General features: G+C 61.5%; 20 protein-coding genes and 1 riboswitch. Of the genes, 5 read left to right on the forward strand and 15 right to left on the reverse strand.

The window, feature by feature from the left end; all coding sequences use genetic code 11:
* Positions 1-98 precede the first annotated feature (98 nt).
* Positions 99-875, forward strand: coding sequence for a BPL-N domain-containing protein (locus FFI94_RS20570; protein WP_260684219.1), 777 nt, complete (start codon positions 99-101; stop codon positions 873-875).
* Here the strand turns inward: FFI94_RS20570 and FFI94_RS20575 are convergent.
* The 8 genes from FFI94_RS20575 to FFI94_RS20610 form a co-directional block, all read right to left on the reverse strand.
* Positions 832-2,067 (reverse strand): heparan-alpha-glucosaminide N-acetyltransferase domain-containing protein, encoded by a 1,236-nt coding sequence (locus tag FFI94_RS20575; protein WP_138869459.1) that lies wholly within the window; start codon positions 2,065-2,067, stop codon positions 832-834. The genes FFI94_RS20570 and FFI94_RS20575 overlap by 44 nt on opposite strands.
* Positions 2,064-2,804: a BPL-N domain-containing protein gene (locus FFI94_RS20580; RefSeq protein WP_138869460.1), complete on the reverse strand. Its 741-nt coding sequence runs from the start codon at positions 2,802-2,804 to the stop codon at positions 2,064-2,066. Before FFI94_RS20580 ends, FFI94_RS20575 begins: the two co-directional genes overlap by 4 nt.
* The gene (locus FFI94_RS20585; protein ID WP_138869461.1) at positions 2,801-6,865 is read right to left on the reverse strand and encodes a Pls/PosA family non-ribosomal peptide synthetase; all 4,065 of its coding nucleotides are present in this window, start codon (positions 6,863-6,865) and stop codon (positions 2,801-2,803) included. Before FFI94_RS20585 ends, FFI94_RS20580 begins: the two co-directional genes overlap by 4 nt.
* Before the next feature lie 781 nt (positions 6,866-7,646).
* Positions 7,647-10,934 carry an error-prone DNA polymerase gene (locus FFI94_RS20590; RefSeq protein WP_138873315.1) on the reverse strand — a complete coding sequence of 1,096 codons (3,288 nt, stop codon included), beginning with the start codon at positions 10,932-10,934 and terminating at the stop codon, positions 7,647-7,649.
* Positions 10,935-11,057: 123 nt separating this feature from the next.
* Positions 11,058-11,828 (reverse strand): (2Fe-2S)-binding protein, encoded by a 771-nt coding sequence (locus tag FFI94_RS20595; RefSeq protein ID WP_260684220.1) that lies wholly within the window; start codon positions 11,826-11,828, stop codon positions 11,058-11,060.
* On the reverse strand, positions 11,825-12,592 hold the full coding sequence (locus FFI94_RS20600; protein WP_138869462.1) for an ABC transporter ATP-binding protein: 768 nt from the start codon (positions 12,590-12,592) through the stop codon (positions 11,825-11,827). Before FFI94_RS20600 ends, FFI94_RS20595 begins: the two co-directional genes overlap by 4 nt.
* On the reverse strand, positions 12,589-13,629 hold the full coding sequence (locus tag FFI94_RS20605; RefSeq protein WP_138869463.1) for an iron ABC transporter permease: 1,041 nt from the start codon (positions 13,627-13,629) through the stop codon (positions 12,589-12,591). The genes FFI94_RS20600 and FFI94_RS20605 overlap by 4 nt, the downstream gene beginning before the upstream one ends.
* Positions 13,626-14,636: an ABC transporter substrate-binding protein gene (locus tag FFI94_RS20610; protein WP_138869464.1), complete on the reverse strand. Its 1,011-nt coding sequence runs from the start codon at positions 14,634-14,636 to the stop codon at positions 13,626-13,628. The genes FFI94_RS20605 and FFI94_RS20610 overlap by 4 nt, the downstream gene beginning before the upstream one ends.
* 118 nt (positions 14,637-14,754) lie before the next feature.
* Positions 14,755-14,902, reverse strand: a riboswitch (cobalamin riboswitch).
* 138 nt (positions 14,903-15,040) lie between these two features.
* On the opposite strand from FFI94_RS20610, the gene FFI94_RS20615 reads away from it, so the two are divergent.
* Positions 15,041-15,541, forward strand: coding sequence for a hypothetical protein (locus tag FFI94_RS20615; RefSeq protein WP_138869465.1), 501 nt, complete (start codon positions 15,041-15,043; stop codon positions 15,539-15,541).
* Between the two features lie 54 nt (positions 15,542-15,595).
* On the opposite strand, the gene FFI94_RS20620 is transcribed toward FFI94_RS20615, so the two are convergent.
* On the reverse strand, positions 15,596-15,961 hold the full coding sequence (locus tag FFI94_RS20620) for a hypothetical protein (protein ID WP_260684221.1): 366 nt from the start codon (positions 15,959-15,961) through the stop codon (positions 15,596-15,598).
* A gap of 138 nt (positions 15,962-16,099) precedes the next feature.
* Here FFI94_RS20620 and FFI94_RS20625 point away from each other — a divergent pair, with 138 nt between their 5' ends.
* Both FFI94_RS20625 and FFI94_RS34320 read left to right on the forward strand, forming a co-directional pair.
* Positions 16,100-18,220: an MMPL family transporter gene (locus FFI94_RS20625; protein WP_138869467.1), complete on the forward strand. Its 2,121-nt coding sequence runs from the start codon at positions 16,100-16,102 to the stop codon at positions 18,218-18,220.
* A gap of 111 nt (positions 18,221-18,331) precedes the next feature.
* On the forward strand, positions 18,332-18,454 hold the full coding sequence (locus tag FFI94_RS34320) for a hypothetical protein (protein WP_260684222.1): 123 nt from the start codon (positions 18,332-18,334) through the stop codon (positions 18,452-18,454).
* A gap of 13 nt (positions 18,455-18,467) precedes the next feature.
* On the opposite strand, the gene FFI94_RS20630 is transcribed toward FFI94_RS34320, so the two are convergent.
* From FFI94_RS20630 to FFI94_RS20640, 3 genes are read right to left on the reverse strand one after another with little or no spacing between them, the layout of a single operon-like run.
* A complete protein-coding gene (locus FFI94_RS20630) occupies positions 18,468-19,376 on the reverse strand; it encodes a sucrase ferredoxin (protein ID WP_138869468.1) in 909 nt (302 codons plus the stop codon).
* A 14-nt stretch (positions 19,377-19,390) separates the two neighbouring features.
* Positions 19,391-19,963, reverse strand: coding sequence for a YdeI family protein (locus FFI94_RS20635; RefSeq protein WP_138869469.1), 573 nt, complete (start codon positions 19,961-19,963; stop codon positions 19,391-19,393).
* Between the two features lie 9 nt (positions 19,964-19,972).
* Entirely contained in the window at positions 19,973-20,476 is a 504-nt protein-coding gene (locus FFI94_RS20640; RefSeq protein WP_138873317.1) for a hypothetical protein, read from the reverse strand.
* Positions 20,477-20,592: 116 nt separating this feature from the next.
* On the opposite strand from FFI94_RS20640, the gene FFI94_RS20645 reads away from it, so the two are divergent.
* Positions 20,593-21,444 (forward strand): alpha/beta hydrolase, encoded by an 852-nt coding sequence (locus FFI94_RS20645; protein WP_138869470.1) that lies wholly within the window; start codon positions 20,593-20,595, stop codon positions 21,442-21,444.
* 81 nt (positions 21,445-21,525) lie between these two features.
* Here FFI94_RS20645 and FFI94_RS20650 read toward each other — a convergent pair whose 3' ends face one another.
* From FFI94_RS20650 to FFI94_RS20660, 3 genes are all read right to left on the reverse strand, one after another.
* Positions 21,526-22,710, reverse strand: a complete 1,185-nt coding sequence (locus FFI94_RS20650; protein WP_260684223.1) for a 13E12 repeat family protein — start codon at positions 22,708-22,710, stop codon at positions 21,526-21,528.
* Between the two features lie 183 nt (positions 22,711-22,893).
* Complete coding sequence (locus tag FFI94_RS20655) at positions 22,894-23,850, reverse strand: R2-like ligand-binding oxidase (RefSeq protein ID WP_138869471.1); 957 nt, start codon at positions 23,848-23,850, stop codon at positions 22,894-22,896.
* A 66-nt stretch (positions 23,851-23,916) separates the two neighbouring features.
* Positions 23,917-25,578 (reverse strand): sulfatase-like hydrolase/transferase, encoded by a 1,662-nt coding sequence (locus FFI94_RS20660; RefSeq protein ID WP_138869472.1) that lies wholly within the window; start codon positions 25,576-25,578, stop codon positions 23,917-23,919.
* Positions 25,579-25,619: the final 41 nt, after the last annotated feature.

Raw genomic sequence — 25,619 nt, forward strand, 5'->3', positions numbered from 1 at the left:
GTGTCATCGGTAACCAAGCTTCGCCGTAACGGTACGCGGGTGGTACCGGCACCGGACGCGACGACCTGATCGAATCGTGGGTTCGATAAGGTAAACCTGTGAATCGCCGCACCTTCCTCGTCGCGGCCGGCGCGCTGGTCGCCATCGGCGGAACTGTTGTCGCGTCAGCCGATTCCACCCGAAGCAGTCCCCGTCGTGCATTGGTCTACCGCGGCCCGGCATCCTCGCCCGGTTGCCCGGAGGCGGTAGCTCGGTTACTCGAATCCTCATCCGATCCGTACGACGTCACATTTTGCGGTCCGGACGAAGATGTTCCGTTGACGGCGGCGACGTTGGCGAGCGCATCGCTCTACGCACAACCTGGCGGCGGGGAACTCTCGTCGGCGTGGATCCACATGGAACAACACGCGGAGTCGATCCGAGAGTGGGTCCGAACCGGCGGACACTACCTCGGTTTCTGCCTCGGCGGTTACTTGGCCGGAGCCACACCAGGTTTCGGACTCATCCCCGGCGACACGGCTCGATACATCTCGTCCCGGAAATCCGAGATCGACACAACGAACAACACGATCGTCACGGTCTCCTGGCGGGAGGAGGAGCGCACGATGTTCTTCCAGGACGGCCCGATTTTCGTGTTGCGTGACGATGCCCCGGTGGAGGTCTTGGCCCGCTACCGCAACGGAAAGGTCGCAGCCGTGGTTGCCGACTTCGGCCTCGGCCGCGTCGGCGTTGTCGGACCCCACCCGGAGGCTGAGCGATCCTGGTACACACGCGGTCTCACCAATCCGGACGGAATCCGGTTCGACCTGGGCCACGATCTGATCGATACGGTCACACTTGGTGCGCAGGAGCAGTTGCCGACGCCCTCTCCGTAACCGCCCGCTTGCTTCGATTTGCCACCATCGTCACGAAGGCTTCCAATGGGCCACGCCCGGTAGTCAGCTTCACGAAGAGTCCGATTGCAAGGGCTGCCAGTACCTGCAGGATGTATCCCGTCCACGCGCCGTACGTGTCGTAGTTCGAATTGATGAACCAGATGTGAAGCACGTACAGCGTCAAGGTCATCGAACCGGCCGCAGCCAAAGGCACCATCACGACCTTGACCAGCATGTCGAGCCGTGTCCCCGCCAGATGCCCGAGAAACAGCATCGCCCCGATCACGGCCATCGACGACCCGATGGTTCCCAGGATGTCCAACGGCGTACTGCTGTGCGGGCCGTCGACGGCAAGCCACCACCACGTCGAACCGAACACCGAACCGTCCGCGCCGTAGTCGATGATGTCGAGAATCTCCTCGCGCGACAATGCGCTGCCCGCCATGAGGTGATCGAGTCCACCGAGATGAAAGATCAAGACCTCGGACAGAATTCGTGCGCCGACCGCGAGTGCGGAGCCGAGCACCAACAAGGAACCGGCTACGTTGGCAGACGTCAACTTCAACCGGCCGATGACAATGCCGGCACAGATGTATGCAGCCCACGGAAGCGCCGGGAACTCCCCGTTCAAGAGCAGTTCGACGGTCCATCCGAGTGGATTCTCGACGATGCCGACCACCGTCACATTGTCCAAGCTCGGCGCAGGCAACGACGTCCCGAAGAATTCGATGACAGCCGGCACTGCTACCGCGATGAACAATCCGAGCGCAGCGACCACGCGAGTGGGCAAGAAAACCAGCGGAATCGCGATGACGAAAAGTATCGCGTAGTACGGCAGGATCACAACCGCAAGTTCGGGTTCGGCGTATCCCATGATCAATCCGATGGCACCGACCGCCGCGGCGCGAGCTGCCAGTGACGCTGCGGCGGCGGCTCGATCACCGCGGCCGACACGCGCCCGCCCGGTCGTGAAGGCAATTCCGACACCGGCCAGAACTGCGAACAACGCCGACGATCGCCCCGCCGCAATACCGTACGAGAGCGTCGGCGATCCGTCGTCGCCCACCGCGACCAGCGAGTGGACGGCCATCATTCCCAGCAGCGCGATACCGCGGGCAGCGTCGATCCCGAAAAGTCGCTGTTTTGCCACTACCGGGATCTGTTCCGTCGGCGCGAGTGGACTGACTGTCATCGGGTCATCACCGCGTTGATCAAACGGTAACCCAGATCGGTCGCAAGGTGCTCTGGTTCACGCAAACCGTCTCCCCGATACCAGGATTCGTCCGCTTCGGGATGCGGCCCGACTACCCCGACCCGGCCTTTGCCGTAGTCGATCTTGAGCGCCGCGATACTTCCGTTCTGATACCGCGCGAGAATGGCGGCTTCGGAATCGTAGTAATCCCGGTAGTGCCGATCGAGCGAGAAGTACGGTCCGTCCTGGAAGTACATTTCCTCGATCCGACCGCTCCACTCCACTTCGAGCACAGCACCTTTTGTGTCATGCACTTCGGCGTTCTGCAGCGCGACGTACTGGTCCGCATCGCCGGGAAACAGCTCGAAACCCGGGCTCCGGCCCGCGAGGTAACCACCGAGGCAGAATCCCAGGTACCGTCCACCGGATCGTACGAACTGCTGGATCGCCGGAACGTGGCGGCGCAGGTGCGTGAACGCGCCATCCAGGTCACCGCCGCCGGGTTGTGCATACAGCGCAGCCGAATGGAGTGTGGACTCGTCGATCTGCAACTCCTCGTCGGGGCCGACGAAGCGCACGTCGAAGTTCCAGGCGCTCGACGACAGCAGGTCTGCGACGGCTTCCGGGCATCCCGGCAACGAAGCCGGGCCGCGGTACACGAGTGCCCGCGGGTGTGGCCGCGTGCTGTACGTAGTACTTCGACGAGTCTTGTTGCGGGACAACGATACCCATTTCATGCGGAAACTCCTTCATCGACGATGACGTCGGCGGCAGTCTTGTCGAGGAGAACGCTCGAACCGAGGACAACAGTCGAGCTGTCGTCGGCGCGAATCCCCTCGGCGGGAATTCCGCGCCAACTCGTGTGCGCCGGAAGCTCTTCGCCCTTCATGAGCAACGACAGCGGACTGAGTGATGCTTCCTCGCCGACAATCGTGTCGTAGAGGATGATCGAACGCGTGCCGATGCTGGCCCCGTCCGCGATGGTGATCGTGGACATCTTCATGACACGGTCCTCGAACAGGTGTGTCTGCAGCGACGCCTCGGTTCCGATGGTGGCGTCATCGCCGACATGAACCAGGTCGAATTCGGTGAGATACGTGGTTCCGAACCACACTCGCCTACCGATTGTCGCGCCGAACCACCGCAACACCATCGGCAGGAACGGGGTACCCACCAACATTCCGACGCCGATCGGGACAGCTGCGCTTTCGTAGAGCCCGGTAGCGAACTCGGATCGTCGGACGAACTTGCTCCACAGTGGTTCCACTCGAGGCTTGTATCGTCCCACGGTGTTTCGCTTCACGGCTGCGCAGAATCCGATCACCGCAAGGCTCGACGCCATTGCGACCAGAGGCGCAACCAGCGCCGGAACGGGAAGTGCGCGCCCGAATGCCAGGGATGACAAGACCAACAGATAGAGATAGAAGCTCACGCCGAGAACAGTGGGCGGCAAGGTCGCACGGAAGAACTCGATGACGTAGCGGTCCCGCACGACATCCTGAGGCGGCGTATAGATGAGCGCGTCGTCGTAATCTCCGCTGTCCTGGCGATTCGGCAGGAAGATGGCCGGCGAACCGAGCCAGGACGTACCTTCCGGAACACCGTTCACCGGCGGCACCGTCGCGACACCGATCAACGCATTGTCACCGATCTCCATGCCGGACGGAATCACCGCGGCATTGCCGATGAAGGTGCGATCACCGATGCGGGTGGGCTGGAACATGATCCGGCCGTTCGCGAAGCTCGCACTTCCCACGCTGGCCATGTCGGCGATGAAGCTGTCCTTGCCGACGGTGAGCATGTCCGGGTCGATATGCGAGACGGTGGAAACCTCGGCGCCACGGCCGATGTCCGCCCCGAGCAACCGCAACCACGGCGCGGTGTAGAGCGTTGCGTACAGCGAGTTCGTGAACAACAAACTGAACTCGAGCAACTTGTCGACCATCCACTTGCGGATACCCAGACCCGAACGGACAGGATGCATTCCAGCAGGTGCGTTGCGAAGAACGAGGCGCTTGTTCACCGCGACAAAGACGCACACCGTGATCACGAAAATCGGTCCGGTGAGCAACGTTGCCACCAGTCCCGCCAACACACCCCATGCCAGGAGGGCACCCCAGACCAGCGCGATACCGGGAACCATCAGGGCAATGGCACCCACTTCGAGCGCCGTCAGACCGGCGAGTGCTGCCAGGATGTGACGCACTTTCCAACGCGTCCGGACACTTTCGGCCCGCATCATGGTTTCCACCGCCGGGTCCAAGAACTCGGCAGGCACCGCCGGCGATCCCGCCCACCGCGCCTCCTGCGGCACGATGTGCCCGGTCGGAAGCAGCGACTGATCGCCGAGCGCAGCGCGCGCCCCGACGGTCGATCCAGGTTCGAGCACCACGTTTGCGCCGACAAATGCACCTGACTCGATGACGATCTTCCCGACCGTCACCGAACCGGATTCGACGCGCCACGGCCTGATTGTCGCGCCGTAGCCGATCGATGCACCGTCACCGATCTCGACCAATGTCGGCAACGATATCGAGGATGTCGCGATGGTAGTGCGATGTCCGACGCTCGCACCGAGAATGCGGAGATAGATCGACATCAACGGCGATCCACTGACTACCGGCAAAGCACCGACAGCGAGAAGCAGGTCGAGTGTCCACAGTCGCAGATACGTCGGGCCCCAAAGTTTGTATCGCCCAGGCTTGATTCCGGCGGCAAGTGGACGCGCACTGATCACCGGCAGGAACCAGCGCACGCAGAGATACGTGAGCATGATCGCGGCCAACATCTCGAACAGGACCGGCACCGACACAAAACCGTCGTTCTTCGTGTAGACGTACGAGACGGGAAGCGTCGTGATCAGCAGGAACAGGTAGATCACTGCCAGCTGAATGCCGCCGGCGCGGGCCACGTCCGTATCCGCGTGTTTGACAGACACATTCGGGGCAATCGGATGCTGGGCGCCCACTGCTCCCAGCGCGTGTGTGATCGAGCGAACCGTGGGATGGCTGTATAGATCGCGGATCGACGGAGTTGCACCGATGCCGCTTTCACGCAGAGCGGAGACAACCGTTGCGGCCAGCAGCGAATGGCCACCGAGATCCTCGAAGAAATTCGCTTCGACCGACATCTCTTCTGCCGGTATGCCGAACGCCCGGGCCCAGATATCGCGAACTGCCGCTTCCTGCTCGTTTCGCGGTTCGATGACCGGGCCTGTCGGAGCCGAGAATCGTCGCCGGGTCGGGTCGGGGAGCTTCGATCGATCCACTTTGCCACTGGGCATCACGGGCAATGCGGGGATGAAGTCGACAAATGCCGGTGCCATGTACGCCGGAAGGCGTTGCGACACTGCTTTCGCGAGTTCCCCGACAAGGTACTCGTCTTCCACCGGGTCGACGAGCACCATGTACGCGCACAATTCGGACGGCGTCTCGCCTTCCGACGCGGCGACCAGCGCCACTACGGCCTCCGACACCGACGGATGTTCCAGGAGAACACTTTCGATCTCACCGAGATCGACGCGGTGACCACGAATCTTGACCTCGGCGTCGGCGCGGCCCAGGTACTCGATCTCACCGTCGGGTGTCCAGCGTCCGAGATCGCCGGTCCGGTAGAGCTTCTGACCGGCCGGAACGGAAAAGTGATCGATGAACTTGTCTGCCGTCAGGTCGGGGCGTCCGACATAGCCACGCGCAACACCGCGCCCGCCGATGCAGATTTCCCCGACCTCACCGTGGGGAACCAGTCCGCGGGCCTCGTCGAGAATCACGACGGAATACGTCGGCAACGGGCGACCGATCGTCACCGTCCGACCTGGCAGGAGTTCGCCCCACGTCGCGGTGACCGTCGCCTCGGTCGGTCCGTAGGTGTTGAGGATCTTGCGCCCCGGACGCGCCCACCGTTCCACCAGTTCACGTGGGCATGCTTCACCACCGACCAGCAGGTTACGAATCTTGGGCAGGTCGCGTGGGATCGTGGCAAGCAGCGTCGGCACGCAGTAGAGCGTCGTGATGGCGCGTTCTTCGAGGAAATCCGCCAACTCGCCGCCCAGCCGTCGACTGTCCGTTGGTCCGGCGACGATTGTTGCGCCGCGTGCCCAGGTAGGCCAGATCTCCTCGATCGAGAAGTCGAAGGAAATTGTCATGCCCTGGTAGACACGATCATTCGGCTGAACATCGTAGACGTCAGGGACCACGTCGAGGAAGTTGCAGATACTCGACTGAGCTACTTCGACGCCTTTGGGTCGGCCACTCGAACCCGATGTGTACAGGATGTAGCAGGCCGGATCGGGGTCCGATTGGTCCAGAATCGGCCGATGGTATGGCTGGAAGTTCAACACCGCTACCTGCGTGTCGAGGGTGAGCCGCGCTACGTTGCACTCTTCGGTGTTCGGCGCCAACTCTGTCGAGGTCAGCACGAGCTGAACTCCCGCGTCCTCGACCACGTACGCGACACGATCGGACGGCGCTCCCGGGTCGATCGGTACGAAAGTACCGCCGGCCTTGAGCACACCCAACAGGCTCACATAGGTATCCACCGAACGGTTCAGGAAAATCGCAACACGTGAGCCGGCCCCGACACCCTCACCGATCAACAAGTGGGCCAGCTGATTCGATCGATCTTCGAGCTGACGGTAGGTGATCGCAAATCCATCGCACTCGAGCGCAATTGCGTCCGGAACCGAGTCTGCACTCGCTTCGAAGACGTGATTCAAGCGGCGAGGTGTTGTCGGCCGAGCGCCGTGCGTGGTCCCCAACCCGGACCAGGCATCAGCCCACAGGCCCTTGTGTTCCGACATGATTTCCCTCCGCGGGATCTATCCCGCCCCTCAGCACTGCGTTCCGGCTTCCCAGCTCGGAACCCCGCCCTGCACTTCGCTACCTGTACTTCACTACTCAACTAGCTGATTGATTGCACCGATGGACGCTACGTCGTTCCTATTGAAAAAACCAGCGCGAAAATTGCTCGATTTTAGAGGTTTAAAATCCGAAAGTGCAGTAATTCTTTGTCGCACCAACCGCGAGCATTTCAAGAAATACCCACTGCCAGCAGATTCACGGGTAACTCGCAGACAACTGTCAGCGGAAGCGCCTCGTCCCGTGTCCGTTTTTGGACGGAATGCCGCCTATGTGACTTTCGTCCCATTTCTCTGAAGCGACCCTCTCCAGCACCTACTCAGACATTGCCTTCTGGCAATTTTTCACCGCCAAGGCAACCTGAAAATTGGTCAATAAATCCAGTTCAGACCTATTTGTCGCATGGATTCCTCATCGCGCTACCTCCCTGCTATATCCACCAGGTCGGACCTCCACCGCCGCCGAAGGTCCCTCACAGTGGCGCCGAAACCGCACCGCAACCGCTTCAGGCCGAACATTGCCCGCACGGACGCCCGGGGTTGCCCCGGCGAGTCCTCGAACACCGAGAAGATACTCGAACAATGCGACAAAGAATGAGAAAGAAAGGATGAAACCAGGGGTGAATGACACTACTGCGGTGCCATTCACCAAAAGGGTGATATCGGGGGTGAATTTCATCGATTGAATTGCCAAAAATGCGCTGGATACGCTAATCGCGCGCCGTCAGCGGAAGTCCCGAGACTTCGCAGTGACCCGGAGGTCCATCCGCTGCATTCGGTCTGCCACGACGGTCACAGCGCCCTCCGCGTTTTGCACCCTTCCCCGGATGAGGAGAGCCGGCGCCGTGTTGGCCAGCTTTCGATACTTGGCCCACAACCCCACCGAACACACCACATTGACCATCCCGGTTTCGTCCTCGAGGTTGATGAATGTGACACCACCTGCGGTTGCCGGTCGCTGACGGTGGGTGACCGCTCCCCCGACCAACACTCGATCACCATCCGCAATGTCGAGCAGCCCGGACGCCGGGACCACACCCAGTGCGTCGAGTTGCGGGCGAAGGAACTGCGTCGGATAAGTGTCGGGAGATACTCCGGTAGCCCACACGTCGGCAGCCGCCAGTTCGACGTCGCTCATACCGGGCAAGGTGGGTGCCGTGACCGATGCCCCCATCCCCGGTAACCGGCCAGGACGCTCCCCCGCTGCAGCGCCGGCAGCCCAGAGCGCTTCTCGTCGAGAAATCCCGAAACTACCGAGCGCACCGGCCGTCGCCAGCGATTCCGCCTGGGCCGTCGTAAGTTCCACTCTTCCGGTCAGATCGAGAAACGACGTGAACCGACCTCCGCGAGCGCGTTGTTCGACGATCTTCTCGGCCAGGGCGTCGCCGATACTGCGCACGTCGCCCAGCCCCAATCGCACTTCGAGCCCCGCCGCTTCGACGGTGGCATGCGCCAGGCTGACGTTGACGTCGGCTCCATGCACTCGCACCCCGTGCCTGCGGGCGTCGGCGACCAGCGACTGCGGTGAATAGAACCCCATCGGTTGCGCCCGGAGCAGTCCGGCGCAGAATGCAGCCGGATGATGCAGTTTGAACCACGACGAGTAGAAGACGAGCGCGGCAAAACTCTGCGAATGGCTTTCCGGGAAACCGAAATTGGCAAAGGCGTACAACTTCTCGTAGATACGGTCGGCAACGGTGTCACCGATTCCGTGAAGGTCGCGCATTCCCTGATACAACCGCGCTCGCAGTTGTTCCATCTTCTCCGTGGACCGCTTCGACCCCATAGCCCGACGCAGTTGGTCTGCCTCGGACGGCGTGAATCCCGCGACGTCGACGGCCATCTGCATCAACTGTTCCTGAAACAACGGAACACCGAGTGTGCGCTTCAAGGACTTTTCCAGTGACGGGTGATCGTAGGTGACCGGTTCGAGTTCGTTGCGCCGACGAATATAGGGGTGCACCGACCCGCCTTGGATCGGGCCGGGCCGGATGAGGGCAACCTCGACGACCAGATCGTAGAAATTCCGAGGCTTCAGACGCGGCAGCGTCGCCATCTGCGCACGTGATTCCACCTGGAACACCCCCACGGAATCTGCCCGCTGAAGCATCTCGTACACCGCAGTTTCCTTCAGATCCAGCTGCGCGAGATCAACGGTGATGCCTTTGTGCTCAGCCACCAGATCCATCATGTAGTGCAGAGCCGACAGCATTCCCAGGCCCAGGAGGTCGAACTTGACCAGCCCAGCGGCCGCACAATCGTCTTTGTCCCACTGCAGGACACTACGATTGGCCATGCGCGCCCACTCCACGGGGCAGACGTCGGCAATAGGGCGGTCGCAGATAACCATGCCGCCGGAGTGGATACCGAGATGCCGGGGAAACCCCTCGATCTGTGCAGCCAGTTCCAGCACCGGGCGCGGTATATCCGTCTCGGCATTCTTGTCGATGCCGCCCCACCGTCCGACCTGCTTGCTCCACGCGTCTTGCTGCCCCTGCGAAAAGCCCAGTGCCCGAGCCATATCCCGCACAGACGATTTTCCTCGATAGGTGATGACATTGGCTACCTGCGCGGCGTACTCACGGCCGTACTTGGTGTACACGTGCTGGATAGCCTCTTCGCGGCGGTCGGATTCGATGTCCACGTCGATGTCCGGCGGACCGTCGCGCTCAGGTGCGAGGAATCTCTCGAACAAGAGCTCGTTACGAATCGGGTCGACATTGGTGATGCCGATGGCGTAACACACCGCCGAGTTTGCCGCGGAACCTCTTCCCTGGCAGAGGATGTCATTGTTCTTGCAAAAAGAGACAATGTCGTGGACTACGAGGAAATACCCGGGAAAGTCCAAGGACGTGATGATGTCCAGCTCATGTTCCAGCTGTCGATACGCCTTCTCCGCACCCTCGGGCGGGCCGTAACGATCCAACGCCCCCGCCATCGTGAGCTCACGCAACCACGACGCCTCGGTGTGCCCCGGCGGTACGTCGAACGGTGGCAGTTTGGGAGCGATGAGCCTCAGATCGAAAGCGCACTCGCGGGCAAGTTCGGCAGCTCCGCTGACTGCCTCCGGGTAGAGCGAGAACAGCGACGCCATTTCCTCGCCCGAACGCAAGTGCGCTCCACCCGTCGGAGCCAACCATCCGGCGGCGTCGTCCAGACTTTGCCGGGAGCGGACCGCGGCCATCGCCATGGCCAACCGGCGCCGTGGGGGCGCCGCGAAATGCGCCGCCGTGGTCGCGACTGTTCGCAATCCTTGTTCGGCGGCAAGCTGAGCCAGAACAGCATTGCGCTTGTCGTCCTCCGGTAACCCGTGATGGGTGAGTTCCACCGCCACCCGATCGGCACCGAAACGCTCGACCAGATCTCGCAAGGCCGCTGCGGCGCCACTTTTCCCACTGGAGGTGAGGGCTTGCCGCACATGGCCTTTCCGGCACCCGGTCAGTATCTGCCAGTGCCCACCCGCAGCTTCGGTCAAGGTGTCGAAGTTGTACTGCAACTTCCCTTTCTCACCACCGGCCAGGTGGGCCGCAGCGATCTCGCGGGAGAGCCGGCGGTAGCCTTCCTGCCCCCGTGCGAGGACCAACAGGTGCGTCCCACCTGGATCTGCCGCTCCCACTCGCGGCGTGGAGTCCAAGGACAATTCCGCCCCGAACACCGTCCGCATTCCCCATTCACGAGCAGCCTCGGCAAACCGCACCACTCCGTAGAAACCGTCGTGATCGGTGACAGCAATAGCCTCGAGGCCCAATCGAACGGCTTCTTCCACCAACTCTTCCGGAGGTGAGGCGCCGTCGAGAAAACTGAACGCAGAGTGGGCATGGAGTTCGGCGTACGGCACGGTGCTGTTGCCGCGAGCCAGTTCACCGGCGGAGTACTCCCCGCGCTTGCGTGACCAGGCCGGACTGTCGTTTCCGTCGCCGGGAAACAGATCTTCGTGCTCGACGCGGCCGGCGCGCCCCGACAAAACTCGTTCCATCTCGGACCACGTCGGCGGTCCGTTACCCCAACCCATACTTGCCTCACGACCTGTCGAACTGCTGCGTTGTCGAACAGTGATGATGCTGGGAGGGAAGGCGCATCGCGTATCGAACTCATGTTCGATACCTTCAAAGTCTGGCAGCTCATCCGCCATCCGTCAAACAAGAGCAGCAAGCAACCCCACACGATCCTCGGGTGCACGCTTGGGACAACTGGTGCACTTGGCTTCGCCAGGCACCTCGTAGATCAGGCAACACGACGCCCGCTGGGTGAACCGTCGACGATCCGCCGGCACCGGCGTCAACGGATTCTCGACTCGCGCGGCGCTCTCCCCCGCGCTCACGTCCACGAAACGAGGCCGCGGAATAGGCGCGCCCGCACTTCGAAGGGCATCGATCAATCCAGCGGCACAGGCACTTCCGCGCTCACGCCGCAGCCCGGCCGCGTCGAGCGCGCGGTTGGCAATGGAATCGGTGGTGATCGCCCACAATGCCTTCTCACGCACTCCGGACACCTCGGCGAGCACCTCGATGACAGGCGTCAAGGCCTGGCACATCGCCTGCGCCAACTCGGCAACACCGGTCGTGATCGGGATGAGAGAGGCGGCAGCAAAACCGCCGAGATAGCCGTCGCCGCGCAAGAAGATCCGAGCTCGAGAGAGCGACGGGTCAGCGGCAAAACCGGTGACCAACCCAGTTCCGAGCGGAATGCCGGTCAACGTCGAACTGGCCGAATACCACCACAAGGTGCCGTTGACCCGGCTCTCGTCGCTCCCCCACCGCCTGGCTGTATCCGCGACGCGCGCCGCCATCCAGTCCGGGTCCGTCATCACCTCGGCCGGGATGGTGGCCGGGTAGGCGTCGAGGCTTTCGAAAAACGGAACCGCGGCCGCCATCCGCGCGTAGATCGCGCCTATCTCGTCATTCACGCCAGCCCCACAATCTCCATCCGCGGACGCAGTCCCTGCTCCACGCGAGCCTTGATCCCGAAAACCTCGGCCAGCAACGATTCTTCCAGTACCTCGGCAGTGGCCCCACAGGCGCGCAGGTTTCCCTCGTGAAGCACTGCCAGTCGATCGCAGTATTCGACGGCCAATCGAAGATCATGCATCGTGACGACCACGGCCAATCCCTGTGATGCCAACTCCGTGAGCAGTTCCATCACGATCAACTGGTGCCGCAGGTCGAGATGATTGGTCGGCTCGTCCAACAACAGGATCTTCGGTTGCTGCGCCAGCGCCCGGGCAATGGACACTCGCTGACGCTCACCGCCGGACAACGTCGCGACATCCCGGCCGGACAGCGCCGCGAGACCGACCTGTTCCAGGCACCGATCCACGATAGTGCCATCTCGCTCCGTTGTGCGATCCAGCCAATTTCGATGCGGGGTTCGTCCGAGAGCAACGGATTCACGGACTGAAAGCCCACCGGACACTGCCGGTTCCTGAACACTCGCCGAAACGGTTCGCGCAATCTCCCGGCGCGACAACGATGTCGCGTCCACTCCATCGATCAGCACCGCACCACCGCTGGGGGCCAGTGCGTTGTAACAGCAACGCAGCGCAGTGGTCTTGCCACTGCCGTTCGGGCCGACCAAGCCGAGAATCTCACCTGCGGAAGCCTGGAAACCTATGCCGTGCAGCACTTCACGATTCCCCAGGCGGGCCCGCGTGTCGACGAGTTCCAGAATCACTGCTCCAGCCTCCTGTACTGCCGGTAGAGCATCCAGACGAATATCGGCGCTCCCACCAAGGCGGTGATCACACCCACCGGTAGCTCGGTCGATTCCGACACCGATCGCGCCACCGTGTCAGCGGCTACCATCGCCACTGCGCCCAGCAACGCGGCAGCAGGAAGAAGGCGAATTGCTCTGGTCCCCACCACAAATCCGGCAAGATGCGGAATCAGCAATCCGATGAAACCGATGCCACCGGCGACGCTCACCGCCGCGCCGGCCAGTACCGACACCGCGAGAAGCGACAGCACCCGGAAGCGCCGCACGTTCATACCCAAGGCTGCTGCACCGTCGTCACCGGTCTGCAGGACGTCCATCCACCGCGCGCTGAGCATCAACGCAGCTCCGACGACAAGAAGCGCTACGGTCGGGAAGATCAGCGTCGACCATCTCGAGTCGCCGAATCCGCCTGCTATCCAGTGCATCACGGACGTCACGTGCCGATCGTCGGCCAAAACCAGAATGCAGAACGTGATGAGCGCCGAGAATATCTGGGCCAGAGCAACTCCCACCAGGATGATCGCCGTAGGCTGGGGGTATCTGCCACCGATCACAAGGGCGAGAAACAGCGGAATCATCGCGCCGACAAAGGCCGCGACGGGAATCGTGAAAACTCCCAGGACACCGACACCAATGCCCAGCACGGATACCAGCACCACCATGAAACCCGCGCCGGACGACACACCGAGAAGATAGGGATCAGCCAACGGATTGCGTGTGACCGCCTGCGCCACCGCGCCTGAGATCGCCAACGACGCACCCACCACAGCGGCGGTGAGGGCGCGCGGCAGACGGGAGTCGATCACTATCGACTCCCGCGCCGCCGACCACCAGGTCTCGAAAGTCCCTGGCGCCAAGCGCGCTCCGACTATCGCCCACACGTCACCGACCGGAATGCGCACCGACCCGAAGGACACCGCCAACCCCAGCATCGCTGCCAGGGCTACCAGCAGTCCGGCCAGCAGGGCGCCGTAACCGGAACGTGAAAGTGTCACTTCGACGCGTCGGTGCCTGTTGTGACAGCGCTCGGATGGAAAGCGCTTGCGATGGTGTGCGCCGAGCGCACCAGACGAGAACTCTCGAAGAGATCAGCGAGAGGCACCACAACAAATCGGTTCTGCGCCACAGCCGGAGTGGTTGCCATCAACGGCTGCGACCGCAGGAATTCGATCTTCTGATCCGCTGTCTTGTCGCCGTAGTCGATGACAACTATCGCCTGGGGCGCACGCTCGGCAACAGCCTCCCAGCTTGCATCGACGTAGGGCTTGGCACCTTCGGAGAAGATGTTCGTCACGCCGGAGTACTCGGCAACCAGTTGCCCGACGCCGACGCCGCCGATCGTGGTCGGAACATCCTCACCGCTGTCGTAGAAGAAGGTGGATACCGGTGCGGCGTCGCCGACCGAAGCGCGGACTGCGTCAAGGCCAGAGCTGATCTGTTCGGCTACCGCGCGAGCGGAATCTTCGACGCCCAAGACGCGTCCGAGTTGTGTGTAGTCGTTTTCGAGCAGTCCGATGTCGGGGAAACCGGTGCCGCAGTATTCCGAGAAGAGGAAGGTATTGATCCCTTTCTCGGCAAACGCGTCGCGTGATCTTCCTTGCTTCTCGTTGAATGCGCTGGTCATGCCGCCGACAACGAAGTCCGGGTCCACGTCCAGAATCTGCTCGGCACTCGGAAACGTATCGGACAGACTGGGAATCTTGTTGAACTGTTCAGCCGTCTCCGCGGTGGGCGGATTGTCGCTGTATGCCCGTCCGACAATGCGGTCACCCGCACCGATCTCGATAAGTGCTTCGGTGACATGGCCGTTCAAGGACACAATTCGCTGCGGCGGTGAATCGAAGGTCATTTCACGGTCGCAATTGGTGATGCTGACCGACTGAGCGAACGACTCGGTCGACGCAGAGTTTTCGGTTGCCTCGCCTTTCGAACAACCGGCGGCCACCAACGCGACCCCGATCAACGCGGCAACGGCGCGGGTGGTGGAAATCTTGAGTGACACGGGACCTCACAAAAGGGCTCAGAGCCACGAATGAGAATCCTGGGAGAACACTTACCGCGCATACGGAATCCGCGGGCAGGGCTCTCGCTGGACTTCCGGTTCGTAGACCACGACGAATGGATGTCGCACACCACGCGGCGGGCATTCGGGCTCATTCGTTCTCGATGATTCGACAACGAACCTACCGTTGCGGGTCAGCGCCGGATTTCGACCGGCTTCCCCCACACGCATGGCTTGCAAGTGCTTCCAGCAGTATGCATGACACACCCGAACCGATTCGCAGGCGCCCTCGTCACGCACATTCCGGCCCCGCGGCTGAGCACGGTATTGCGCCATGCACCTCGAAAAAGGATTAGCATGCGGTACCACCGAAATTCGGAGACTCTGGACAGATCGGAATAGACGTGAAAAAGATTCTGAATTCCCTTTCCGAGGACGAATACGTGTTGATCCTCGAGACCAAAAAGGATCAGATTGCCGAACTCGACGAAGACGAACTGATCGCCCTGCACACGCGCATTCGTCGGGCCAGAAACAAGTACACGAAGTTGTACCGACGTGCGGGTTCGGCAAAAGTTGCCGAGAAGAAGGGACGCGGTTCCGGTAAGTCGGCAAATGCGCGCAACGCCGGTAAGGCAGAAGTTTTCGAAGACGCGCTCAGCCGGGTGAGCCGCCGTTTGGCCGCGGTCTCCCGCCAAAGCGCCCGCGAACTCAAGGACGCGCGACTGGGCCGGGCTCGCAAGGACGCTCCGTCGTTCAGCGATATCGACACCGGTAGCGGAAAGGTCGCGTCCGCGGGAAAGGCTCGCGTCGACGAAACTCGTAGCTCTCCTGGCAAGAAGAAGTTCGAAGCGTCCAGTATCGCCGCCGGTGCACGGCGCCAGGCCAAGAAGGACAATCGCTGATTCTGCACACCAGTCGTCGCCCCTGAACGTGATTCGTTCGGGGGCGACTGCGTGTCACCGAGTTCGCACTTCCTCCCAGGCATCGCCAGTCCAGCAGATATCGATGGGATACTCGCTGTTGACACCGACGGCCCAGTAATCGACGACCCCGTGGTCCGGTGAATCGAGTTCGATCCAGCCGATGACAAACTCGTCGCGCAGAGTCTTTTGTGCACGCCGGTCGATATCTCCCAGCGAGGCGCACAGCCCGCGAATCCGCGACTCGATCCAGCCTGCGGACGAATCCGGGACCGTGATCTCCAAGTCGCTCTTGTCACTGAGCGGGATCACGATCAGAAGTTCGGAGTTCGGTCGGATCTCCTTTCTCGCGAACCGCTCATAGGCTCGCAACAGGTCTTCCGGTTCGTAGAGTGCGCGCACGACACCGAGCCGTCTTGACCGACCGAAAGGAAACACGGACTCATTCTCCGACACTGTCGATTCGGCGTTTCACCGCACCGGCTGAACCCCCGATACAGTCGGTACGGCCATGTCCGAAAATTTCACCGGAGTTGATCAATGACACGCTGGGCCCAAACCGTCGTTTCCCGAAAATGGTGGGTGCTCTCGCTCGCAGTTCTCATCGTGCTTATCAGTGGCGTGTGGGGTCTCGGAGTTTTCGGAAAGCTCAGCCAAGGTGGGTTTGTCGACCCGGGAAGTGACTCCGCGAAGGTCGCAGCAATCGTCGAAGAGAACCTCGGACCGCAAACCCCGGACATCATTGCGATCTACACACCGACCGAAGGCAGAAGTCTCGACGACATCGGCCCGGCCGTGACAGCCACAGTCGACGAGTTCACGGCCAACGTCCCGACTGCCTCGGTGAAGTCGTATTGGACAGCCGACGCCGCGACAAAGGCAAATCTGGTCTCCAACGACGGAACGATGGGCGCGGTCGCCATCACCTTGGCACCGGACTCCGGAGTTACCGCCGCCACATTTTCCGATCTGCTCCCCACGCTCGAAGTGGAAGGCGCGCAAGCACAATTCGCCGGAAACACGGTGGTGGGTGTCGCCTTCAACACCACGCTGGAGAAGGATCTTGTTGTCGCCGAGGCGATAGCCATCCCGATCACCCTCGTGTTGTTGGTCTTCATCTTCGGCGGGCTTGTCGCTGCAGCCGTACCGGTTTTTGTCGGGGTCCTGAGCGTGCTGAGTGCCTTGGCCGTCCTGCGAATTCTGACGTCGGTCACCGAGGTCAGTTCGTTCTCGATCAACGTGGCCTCACTACTGGGGCTCGGTCTAGCCATCGACTACGGATTGTTTGTCGTCGGCCGATTCCGAGAGGAACTGAACTCCGGTTCCGAACCCGGCGCCGCAGCCACCCGCACAGTTCTGACGGCCGGTCGTACCGTGATGTTCTCAGGGCTGCTGCTGATCTGCGCGTTCAGCGGCATGCTCGTGTTCCCACAAGCTGTGATTCGTTCACTGGGATTCGGTGCCATCGCCGCCGTGCTGAGCGCTGCCGTACTGTCGTTGACCGCGGTGCCCGCCTTGCTTGCCATCCTGGGCCACCGCATCAACTCGTTGACGTGGCGCAAGGGCGCAGCCCAACGCGGAGAAGAACGCTCACAAAGGTTCTGGGGCCGCGTCGTCTCGTGGGTGATGAAACGACCTGTTGCCGTGTCCATCACGATTGTCACCCTGCTTCTCGTGCTGGCGTCGCCGCTACTGGGCGCACGACTGGGCGAACTCTCGTACACCGCATTACCGGCCGACGACCCCGCCCGTACCGCGATGGACACGCTGGTCAACGACTTTCCCCAAACCGGCAACGGCGCGACCTTGATCCTGCAAGCCGAGGGCGATACCGTACTCAACCCAGCCGAAGGCACGGCAATAGCCGAAGCCGCCAGCCAAGTCGAGGGCATCGGGCAGGCTAGCGTCGTCGCGAGCACCAATTCGCTGATCGCGATCCAAGCGTTCTACAGCGAAGGTTCCACGTCGCAGTCCCAAAGTAATGCGGTCACCGATCTACGCGAGATACCGGCGCCCGACGGCGCCGAATTATTGGTCGGCGGCGGACAAGCCACCGTCGACGACGGCAACAACGCTGTCCTGCACTGGTTGCCGGTCATGATTCTGATCATGGTCGGTTCGACGCTGATCCTGCTGTTCCTCGCGTTCGGATCAATTGTGTTGCCCATCAAGGCTGTGCTGATGGCTGCCTTGAGTTTGGCAACCACCTTCGGTGTCCTCACCTTCGTCTTCCAGGAAGGCCACGGCGTCGAACTTCTCGGTGTCAGCCAGACACCGCTCGAAGCAACATTTGTCGTCCTGATCCTGGCCGTTGTCTTCGGATTGTCCACCGACTACGAAGTGTTCCTGATGTCGCGCATGGTCGAAGCCAAGAACGACGGCGCGACAACGGAAGAGGCCGTCAAGTTCGGCACCGAGCGAACGGGCCGCATCGTGACGGCCGCAGCACTACTCCTCATCGTCGTGACGGGTGCTTTTGCGATGTCAGGTCTGGGAGTGATGAAGTTCCTCGGAGTCGGCATGATCGTGGCACTGATCGTCGACGCGACCATCATCCGCATGCTCCTCGTTCCGTCCCTGGTGAAACTCATGGGCGAAGCAAACTGGTGGGCGCCGGCGTGGATGAAGAAAATCCACGCGAAAGTCGGCATCGGACACTGATCGCTCCTGGTTTCCCCTGATCGGGTAGTCATCCTCCGGGATGACTACCCGATTGCGTATATCGATCCCCGGGGCGATGTTCTTCGGCGTGTGGGTCGTCAGACTTGAAGCATGACAATTTTCGAGTGGGTCCTCACCATCCCCGCCGTCGCCGTTGGCGGGGCATTCCTGTTCTCAGGCATCGTCACGGCGGGACTGGACTTCGATGCCGACGACGGAATCCTGTTGAACTGATGCACGATTCCGGCTAGTTCAACATCAGGCCCGAACCCAGTTCACGAACGGACGTGGCAACAACGGGCCGAACAGGTTTGGGATCCGCCCCACAACTGGGCGGACGCGGAGCCAACTCCGACGTCTGCGTTTCCACTTCCCAACTCCGACCGTCGGCGTGCTCGACAATGCACAGCTGACCGCCCAGATCGTCGACACTCAGATCATCGATGCCACAGGGAATATACTGTCGCACAGCAATTTCCGCGACCTGACCCACCGAGTTCCACTGACTCCGGCCCCGCAGCCCCGGAAGATGAACCTCACCACGAACCGCCGACTCCACCGCCGCGAGGCTTTCCGCCCCGGACAGCCGGCCGTAGGTGTAGCCACTGGGCAACAGGATCATCGACGGCGCAAACCGGTGGCCGCCAGTATGCGAGCATTCCCACACGTTCTCGCCGAACGACGGAACCAACTCCGCTGCAATCGGCCTGCCCAGAACTGCGCAACACTGATCACGCTTTCCGTGCGCGCACACCAACACCACCGGTTCCTCGACCCTGACGCCTAAGCCTGGGGCCGGCCCACCGAGCAACGCGAAGTCGATATCGAGAAGATCGACCGGCGAATCGATCTGCAATCGCTCGCACCACGAATCGTCAGGATCGGAACGCGCAAGAAGCACCGTGTGACCGGCAGACAATGTCTCGTGTCGACCGGGATGCCTGATGAACATCACGCGCACGTCCGCAGCGTCCGCGCGCCGACTCAGTTCAGTGGCAAGCTCCTCCCCGAGCGCTGTGCCGTCGAGAACATCCCGTCCCCATGCACCGACAAACTCGAGGCACACCCAACCGCGCACAACAGCCGCTGTGCCTTCCAACGGTTCGTCGACGGCAGACAGCGCTGAGCAGGTCTTGGCTTCGGTCACGAGTGCCATTGTGTCAGCACTCGTCAGTGAAACTTCTTGCCCTCCTCGAGTTGGCTGATGAAGTTCTGTATCCGGCGGGTCCTGGTCTCGGGACGCTTCGCCTCCTGCAACCGATAGAAGATCGTGAACCGATTGGTCGAATTCAGCGTTTCGTAGAAAGCCTGCGCCTGGGGGTTCAAGGCCAATGCGTCGAGAAAATCCTGCGGCACCTCGGCTTTCGCGGAACCTTCGTACGCGCGTTCCCATCTACCGTCGGATTTGGCTTTCTCGATAGCCGCAATGCCAGCGGGCTCGAGCAATCCTTCGCTCTCGAGCCTCGCAACAATCTCGACGTTACGTTTCGACCACGGGCTACGCGGCGTACGCGGTGAGAACTTCCGCAGAAAGAAGTGGTCGTCGACCTTCCTCGGCAGGCTGTCAATCCAGCCGAAACACAGGGCGACATCAAGCGCCTGGTCGTAGTCGATCGACGAATGGGGTGACGTCTTCTTGGCCATTTTCAGCCACACCCCGGGACTCACCTCGTGGTGTTCGGACAACCACCGACGGAATTCCTCACCGTCCGCGAAGTATTCGATATCCAATTCCGCCGCCATCAATACTCCCTATCGTCGAGTTACCCATACTCTGACAAACCCCAGCGACAGATATCCGAGAGTTCCCAGTGCAAGCACCCATTTGCCGATGCTCACCGCCGTGGTGAGCCGCACCGTCGTATCGGTGATGCCGCCCCGGTTGTCCAGCAGATGCAGTCCGACAACGTTCTCGACATAATCACCGGCAGCGGACAACACCGGCGCCACGGCAATGGCCTTGCGAACAGTCGGCGAGAGCGGCGTGCGCTCCCCCAACCGTCGGCCGGCGGCGCGCAATGCCATCGCGTAGATCGCCGGATGGACAAAGTCCGGGTAATAGTGACTACGGAAACGCGCCGTCTCCGCGCCATTCATCTTCGCCAAAACCTCGTGGTACCGACGTGCGGAGAATGCTGTCTGCACCTCGAGAACCCGCGGACCCACCGGCCCCAGCAGTCTCACGATATTCGCCTGGGAAAGCACAAATACCGCGGACCATACGGCCATGGATCGCTGATTCGAGGTTCTGAACATGTCGGCAATCTTGCCAGCTGCATGACGTCGGCGTTGTCGTCGACGGACCGGGTGAATGAGTTGAGCAAAATTGGGCATCCCCTGACGATCAGAACCGATCGATCACAGGAGAACACATGCCCACTGCCGTCAAACCCACGGTCCTTTTCATCCACGGATTGTGGATGCATCCCAGCGCGTGGGAGCCCTGGACCCAGGTCTTCACCGAACGTGGGTACGGCACCATGGCACCCGGATGGCCCGGCGACGGCGCCACCGTCGGAGAATCCCGAGAACACCCGGAAGAAATCGCCGGACACGGAATCGACGAGATCACCGCCCACTACGCCAAGGTGATCGCCGATTTGGATACTCCACCGATCGTGGTCGGCCATTCCTTCGGCGGACTGATCGCACAGAAGCTTCTCGGGCAGAACCTAGCCTCCGCGGCAATTGCGATCGACCCCGCACAACCGAAAGGTGTGCTGAAACTCCCCCTCGTGCAACTCCGCACGGTTCTCCCGGTCTTGTCCAATCCGGCCAACTACCGGAAGGCTTATTCACACACCAGAGAGTCCTTTCACAAATCCTTTGCCAGTGCGATCACCAAGAGCGAATCCGACGCACTGTACGAGCGGTACGTGATTCCGGCACCCGGGCAACCACTCTTCGAAGCTGCACTCGCCAACTTCAGTCCCCACAGCCCCGCACACGTCGACTTCAACGCCGAGCGCGGACCGCTGCTGATAATCGGCGGCGGAAAAGATCGCACGGTCCCGAAAGCCAGCACGGACAGCTCGTTCAAGATGTATCACAAAGCACCAACAGTCAACGAGTACAAGGTATTCGACGACCGTGGACACTCCCTCACCATCGATCACGGTTGGCGTGAAATTGCGGACTACAGCTTGGCATGGTTGAGCCGCAACACAGCAAGCACTCAGAACGGTGGAGCGAGCACTCAGAACGGTGGTGTGTCGTCGCCATAGTCGACGGGTTTGTGGGGCGCGCGTTTTCGGGGTGTGGTTGTCCGGCGTTTCCGTTCGGCCCGGATGCGGGCAGCCTTGTTCTCAAGTCGAGTTCGCCGTCTGGTGCCGCCTTCCGGTGGCGGTGGATCCTGTTGTCCCGCGAGTAGCCCGGCCGCTCGGGTTCGGTAGCGATGCCCGGTTTGTGAGGTCAGGGTGATGCTGCGGTCCGGATTCGGGTCGAGCTGCCACTTGCCGGAATGCTTGAGGCGGTAGTGGTTCCGGCAGAACGCACTCAGATTCGACGCCACCGTCTGCCCACTGGCAGCTGCCCGCGAGGACCCGTAGCCACGTGTCGAGTGCGGCGCCGGGGCGGTACACCGTCGCCGAGGCGGGCTCAGGTGTCGGTTCGGGGTCTGCGGGTACGCGCACTTCTTTTATCGTGGCGCCTTTTGCGATGTCACGGGCATGCTCAGCGCTGATCACCCCGTACCCGTCGAGATGAGCAGGTTCATTCGATCCTGCGAGTGCGGAATCGTGGATCACCACATGCACCAACGGCCTGCGCATGATCACCAGACCACTACGGTCCTGCGGGCAATCATCGCGATCGCAGTCGCACACCAACACCGTCGACCCACTCACCAGCACACCCAACGCGTCAGCGCGGCGCTGCTCATAGGTGCGCGAATCGTGGCGGCAGACCGACATCGCCAACTCCCGCAACCGTCCATCGAAAGCCCGAGCCTGCTCCGCCGGGATACTCCCCAGGATGCGGGCCATCCCGTCCTCGGCAGCACTGACCCCGACAAACCTGTCGGCGAGGGCGCGTCGCCGGCGTTCCCGTAGACCCTCCGGATCAACCCGGGCGAGAATCCGGTCGATCGCCGCCGTCAACCGGCGACCCGTCAACCCGGTACCGCCATCCACCGGCGGGGCCAACACCTGCTCGAGGAGCAAGCGTTCGACCTCGTCGATCAACTCGTCACCGACATTCGCGGTCGCCGACTCGATCAACGAAACCCGATAGAAGTCGAGTTCACCGCGCGCCATCGCCGCCCGCGTCCGATGCAACCGCGTCCTCAAAGCAAAACCCAACCCGATGAGCTTCCCGGCCGCAGCGCGCCCCATCGTCAAGACCGCACCGACCTCGGATTCCGCCAACTCGTGCGCCCCCGACGTCCACGCACCGCCCTCGACATGCTCGGCGCTGCGGCGGGTGAAGAACTCCGCCACCACCGCCAACTTCCGCTCGACCAGCATCGCCTCACACGCATGCAGTTCAGCCATAAAATCAACGAGGGCACAATCGGTTTCGGATCACTCAGCTGCGCCGAGCAACCGAAAATCCCACCCCCGGATCGAACATTCCCCACCATATTCGAAACTATGTTCGGAGACAACAGTCAGAATCAAATCAGTCGGAAAAGTCCGAATATCGACGGAAAACTCAGGGCGACTTAGCTTTTGGCTCTAACTACCGGCTTCAATCATCACCGCCGCGTCTTCGGCACCGAATTTCTCCTCGAGAGTCTCGGGTGAGTAGTCGAGGTCGATCTCGGCCACGTCGCGCCCACGCGCAGACTCGATTGCAGAGAGCCTCCGCTGCGCACGATCGGCCGCGTACTCGAGAAACTCCTGGTTGTCGAGGCCAAAGGGCTGGACTTCGAATTGATCGTTGACCCAGTTGATCAGGCCAAGAGCCATAGGCATCAGCTCACCCATGCGTTCCTGCACGACATCCCACAGGGCGTCGTCCGCGGCCACGTGCCGACGGCACGTGAAAGTTCCCCACGCCATATGACGACGCTCGTCGTCGCCGATCTTTTTGATCAACTGCTGCATTCCGGGCAGGATTCCCCTTGTGGCACATACTTTTTGCCAGGCGTAGTAGCCCGTCAACGCAAGGCTGCCCTCGATGACATGGTTGTAGGTGACGCTCGCCCGCACTTGGTTGACCGGACTGGGATCGGTCTGGAGAATACGCAGCGACGCCGGCAACTCCTCGTAGAACAGTTGCCGATAGTCCGGATTATCGGCAACGTAGGAATGCAGGTCGTCAGTGAGCCCGACTTCATCCATCCACAGCCGGAAAACCTGAGTGTGCTTGGCTTCCTCGAAGCAGAATTGGGTCAGGTACATCTCGTCACTGAACCGGCCTTCAGCAGACATCGCCTGCATGAACGGTTGGATGTCCTCGGTCACTGCTTCTTCACCGGCGATGAACTGCGCGCACAGATACGTTGCGCTGCGCTGCTGCTCGCTGGTCAACTCCTGCCAGTCTCGAGCGTCTTTCGAAAAATCGAGGTCTGCCGGGTTCCAGAATTTGGCATTTCCTTTTGTGAACAATCGGAGGGGAAAACAATCCCAGTTCAACCCTCCTGATCGGAGGGAACTGAATCCTTCTCGCCCCGGCGAGGTGACGGTCATGACAATCCTTCTTCCCGAAACGAAGACATATGTCCAGCAGGAATGCCCGGAGAACCGCACCGTGAATCAGTTTTGCGGAATATTGCTCGACTCGGCCAGCGAAACACCCTTGGCGTCCATCGCGGCAAAGAGTTTTGCGTTCATCTCGGCTGCTTTGGCGGGCTGGTATGACTCGGAATTGAACGGGTTGGCCAGGTTGTTCGTCTCCAGGGGATCAGCATTCAGGTCGTACAGTTCGTATTGGGGCGCAGCACTTCCCGCCGGGTCGAAGTACATCGTGTACTTCCACCGACTGTCCCGAATGCAGCGAATATGGTTTGGCGCCCTGACGATGTTCTGGCCGTCGGGCGTCGCACAGTTCTGATCGTCGTAGGTGAAGAGAATCGTGTCCTGAACCTGCATGCTGGGCGCGTTCGGATACGCCGCCGCATCGACGAGCACCGGGGTGAGATCGGTGCCGAGAAAGTTCCACGACGCACGGTCCGGCACCTGCGCGAGGTTTGCGAGAGTGGGCATCACGTCGATCAACGACGCCAGGGCATCCGTCTGAACGGGTTGCGGGAACAACAACGGATTGCTGATAACGAGTGGGATGCGCAGAGTTTCCTCGTACGCGTTGAACACCTTCTGCCGCAAGCCTCCATGCGACATCCCCATCTCACCGTGATCGGACATCCGCACGATGACGGTGTCGTCGAGCAACCCCGGTGTGGCTTCCAAGGCGTCGAGAACGCTGCCGATGCGCTCGTCCACGACCTTGTGCATGTAGGCGTAGAAGTTGATGTACTTCCTCGCCTGATCGGGTCCGAGTAGTGGGCCGAGTCCGGCGGCGAGCAACAACTCCGACTGCACCTGAGCGCTCGGCTTGTAATTGAAGGCAAGGATTTCGTCGTAGGTCGGCGGGAGTTCGATGCCCTGCTCGAAAGCGCCAGGCGCATCGGAACCGTAGTTGTCGCACGTACCGCTCATCGCATCCCACGACTGCGGGTACGCAAGGACGTCGTGCGGATTGACAAACGAAACGATCAACGCAAAAGGCTTGTCTCCTCGCGCATCCGGACCGGTGAGAAATTCGACGGCCTCCTCGGCAGCGCGGCGGTCGTGATCGGCACATCCGCCGCCGAAATGGTCGGGGTTGGTGTCCTGCCCGGCATCAGGTGGCGTCCACCCGCCGAAACCGAACGCTGCGACGTCGTCGCTGGACGGATCACCGCCGGACGCACCCTTGCTCAGATGCCATTTCCCCCGGTACTGGACGTTGTACCCGGCGGACGCCAGCATCTTCGCCATGTTCTGTTCCGACGTCTGCAACTGCGGTTCGGTGGGAGAAACCGTGCCGCCCTCGGTCAGGGTTCTGGTCACGCCGTGTTGCGCCGGATACAAACCGGTGAAGAACGTGCTCCGACTGGGAGAACACATCGCCGTGTTGCAGACGGCTTGGTCGAAAGTCAGTCCGTGACGCGCAATGCGTTGGCGGTGAGGAAGATTCCGCTCCGCCCACCCCGCCGGCCAGTACATCGGCCGTCGCTCCTGATCGGTGATGATGACCACGATGTTGGGCTGAGCGGGAAACGAATCACTGGGAGCTGCCCGCGAGGGCGTGGCCGCGGCACCCGCCGACCCGATATCCGTCATACCCGCCAGAGCCAAAGCGCCCATCCCGCCCAAGAACATCCGACGCGGTAATCCGTGACTGCACTGCGGGACGTTCGCGGGTTCTGGGCTCACGTGACGACGTCCTCTCGGAGTGTGTCTGCACAGAGTTGACC

Origin of the sequence: Rhodococcus sp. KBS0724, assembly GCF_005938745.2 — a bacterium.
Lineage (GTDB): Bacteria > Actinomycetota > Actinomycetes > Mycobacteriales > Mycobacteriaceae > Rhodococcus_F.

What these genes read in the sequence shown, in the direction of transcription:
- FFI94_RS20575 (WP_138869459.1), bottom strand. Translation starts at nt 2,067, where the DNA reads ATGACAGTCAGTCCACTCGCGCCGACGGAACAGATCCCGGTAGTGGCA.
- FFI94_RS20580 (WP_138869460.1), bottom strand. Translation starts at nt 2,804, where the DNA reads ATGAAATGGGTATCGTTGTCCCGCAACAAGACTCGTCGAAGTACTACG.
- FFI94_RS20585 (WP_138869461.1), bottom strand. Translation starts at nt 6,865, where the DNA reads ATGTCGGAACACAAGGGCCTGTGGGCTGATGCCTGGTCCGGGTTGGGG.
- FFI94_RS20590 (WP_138873315.1), bottom strand. Translation starts at nt 10,934, where the DNA reads ATGGGTTGGGGTAACGGACCGCCGACGTGGTCCGAGATGGAACGAGTT.
- FFI94_RS20625 (WP_138869467.1), top strand. Translation starts at nt 16,100, where the DNA reads ATGACACGCTGGGCCCAAACCGTCGTTTCCCGAAAATGGTGGGTGCTC.
- FFI94_RS34320 (WP_260684222.1), top strand. Translation starts at nt 18,332, where the DNA reads ATGACAATTTTCGAGTGGGTCCTCACCATCCCCGCCGTCGCCGTTGGC.
- FFI94_RS20630 (WP_138869468.1), bottom strand. Translation starts at nt 19,376, where the DNA reads ATGGCACTCGTGACCGAAGCCAAGACCTGCTCAGCGCTGTCTGCCGTC.
- FFI94_RS20635 (WP_138869469.1), bottom strand. Translation starts at nt 19,963, where the DNA reads ATGGCGGCGGAATTGGATATCGAATACTTCGCGGACGGTGAGGAATTC.
- FFI94_RS20640 (WP_138873317.1), bottom strand. Translation starts at nt 20,476, where the DNA reads ATGTTCAGAACCTCGAATCAGCGATCCATGGCCGTATGGTCCGCGGTA.
- FFI94_RS20645 (WP_138869470.1), top strand. Translation starts at nt 20,593, where the DNA reads ATGCCCACTGCCGTCAAACCCACGGTCCTTTTCATCCACGGATTGTGG.
- FFI94_RS20650 (WP_260684223.1), bottom strand. Translation starts at nt 22,710, where the DNA reads ATGGCTGAACTGCATGCGTGTGAGGCGATGCTGGTCGAGCGGAAGTTG.
- FFI94_RS20655 (WP_138869471.1), bottom strand. Translation starts at nt 23,850, where the DNA reads ATGACCGTCACCTCGCCGGGGCGAGAAGGATTCAGTTCCCTCCGATCA.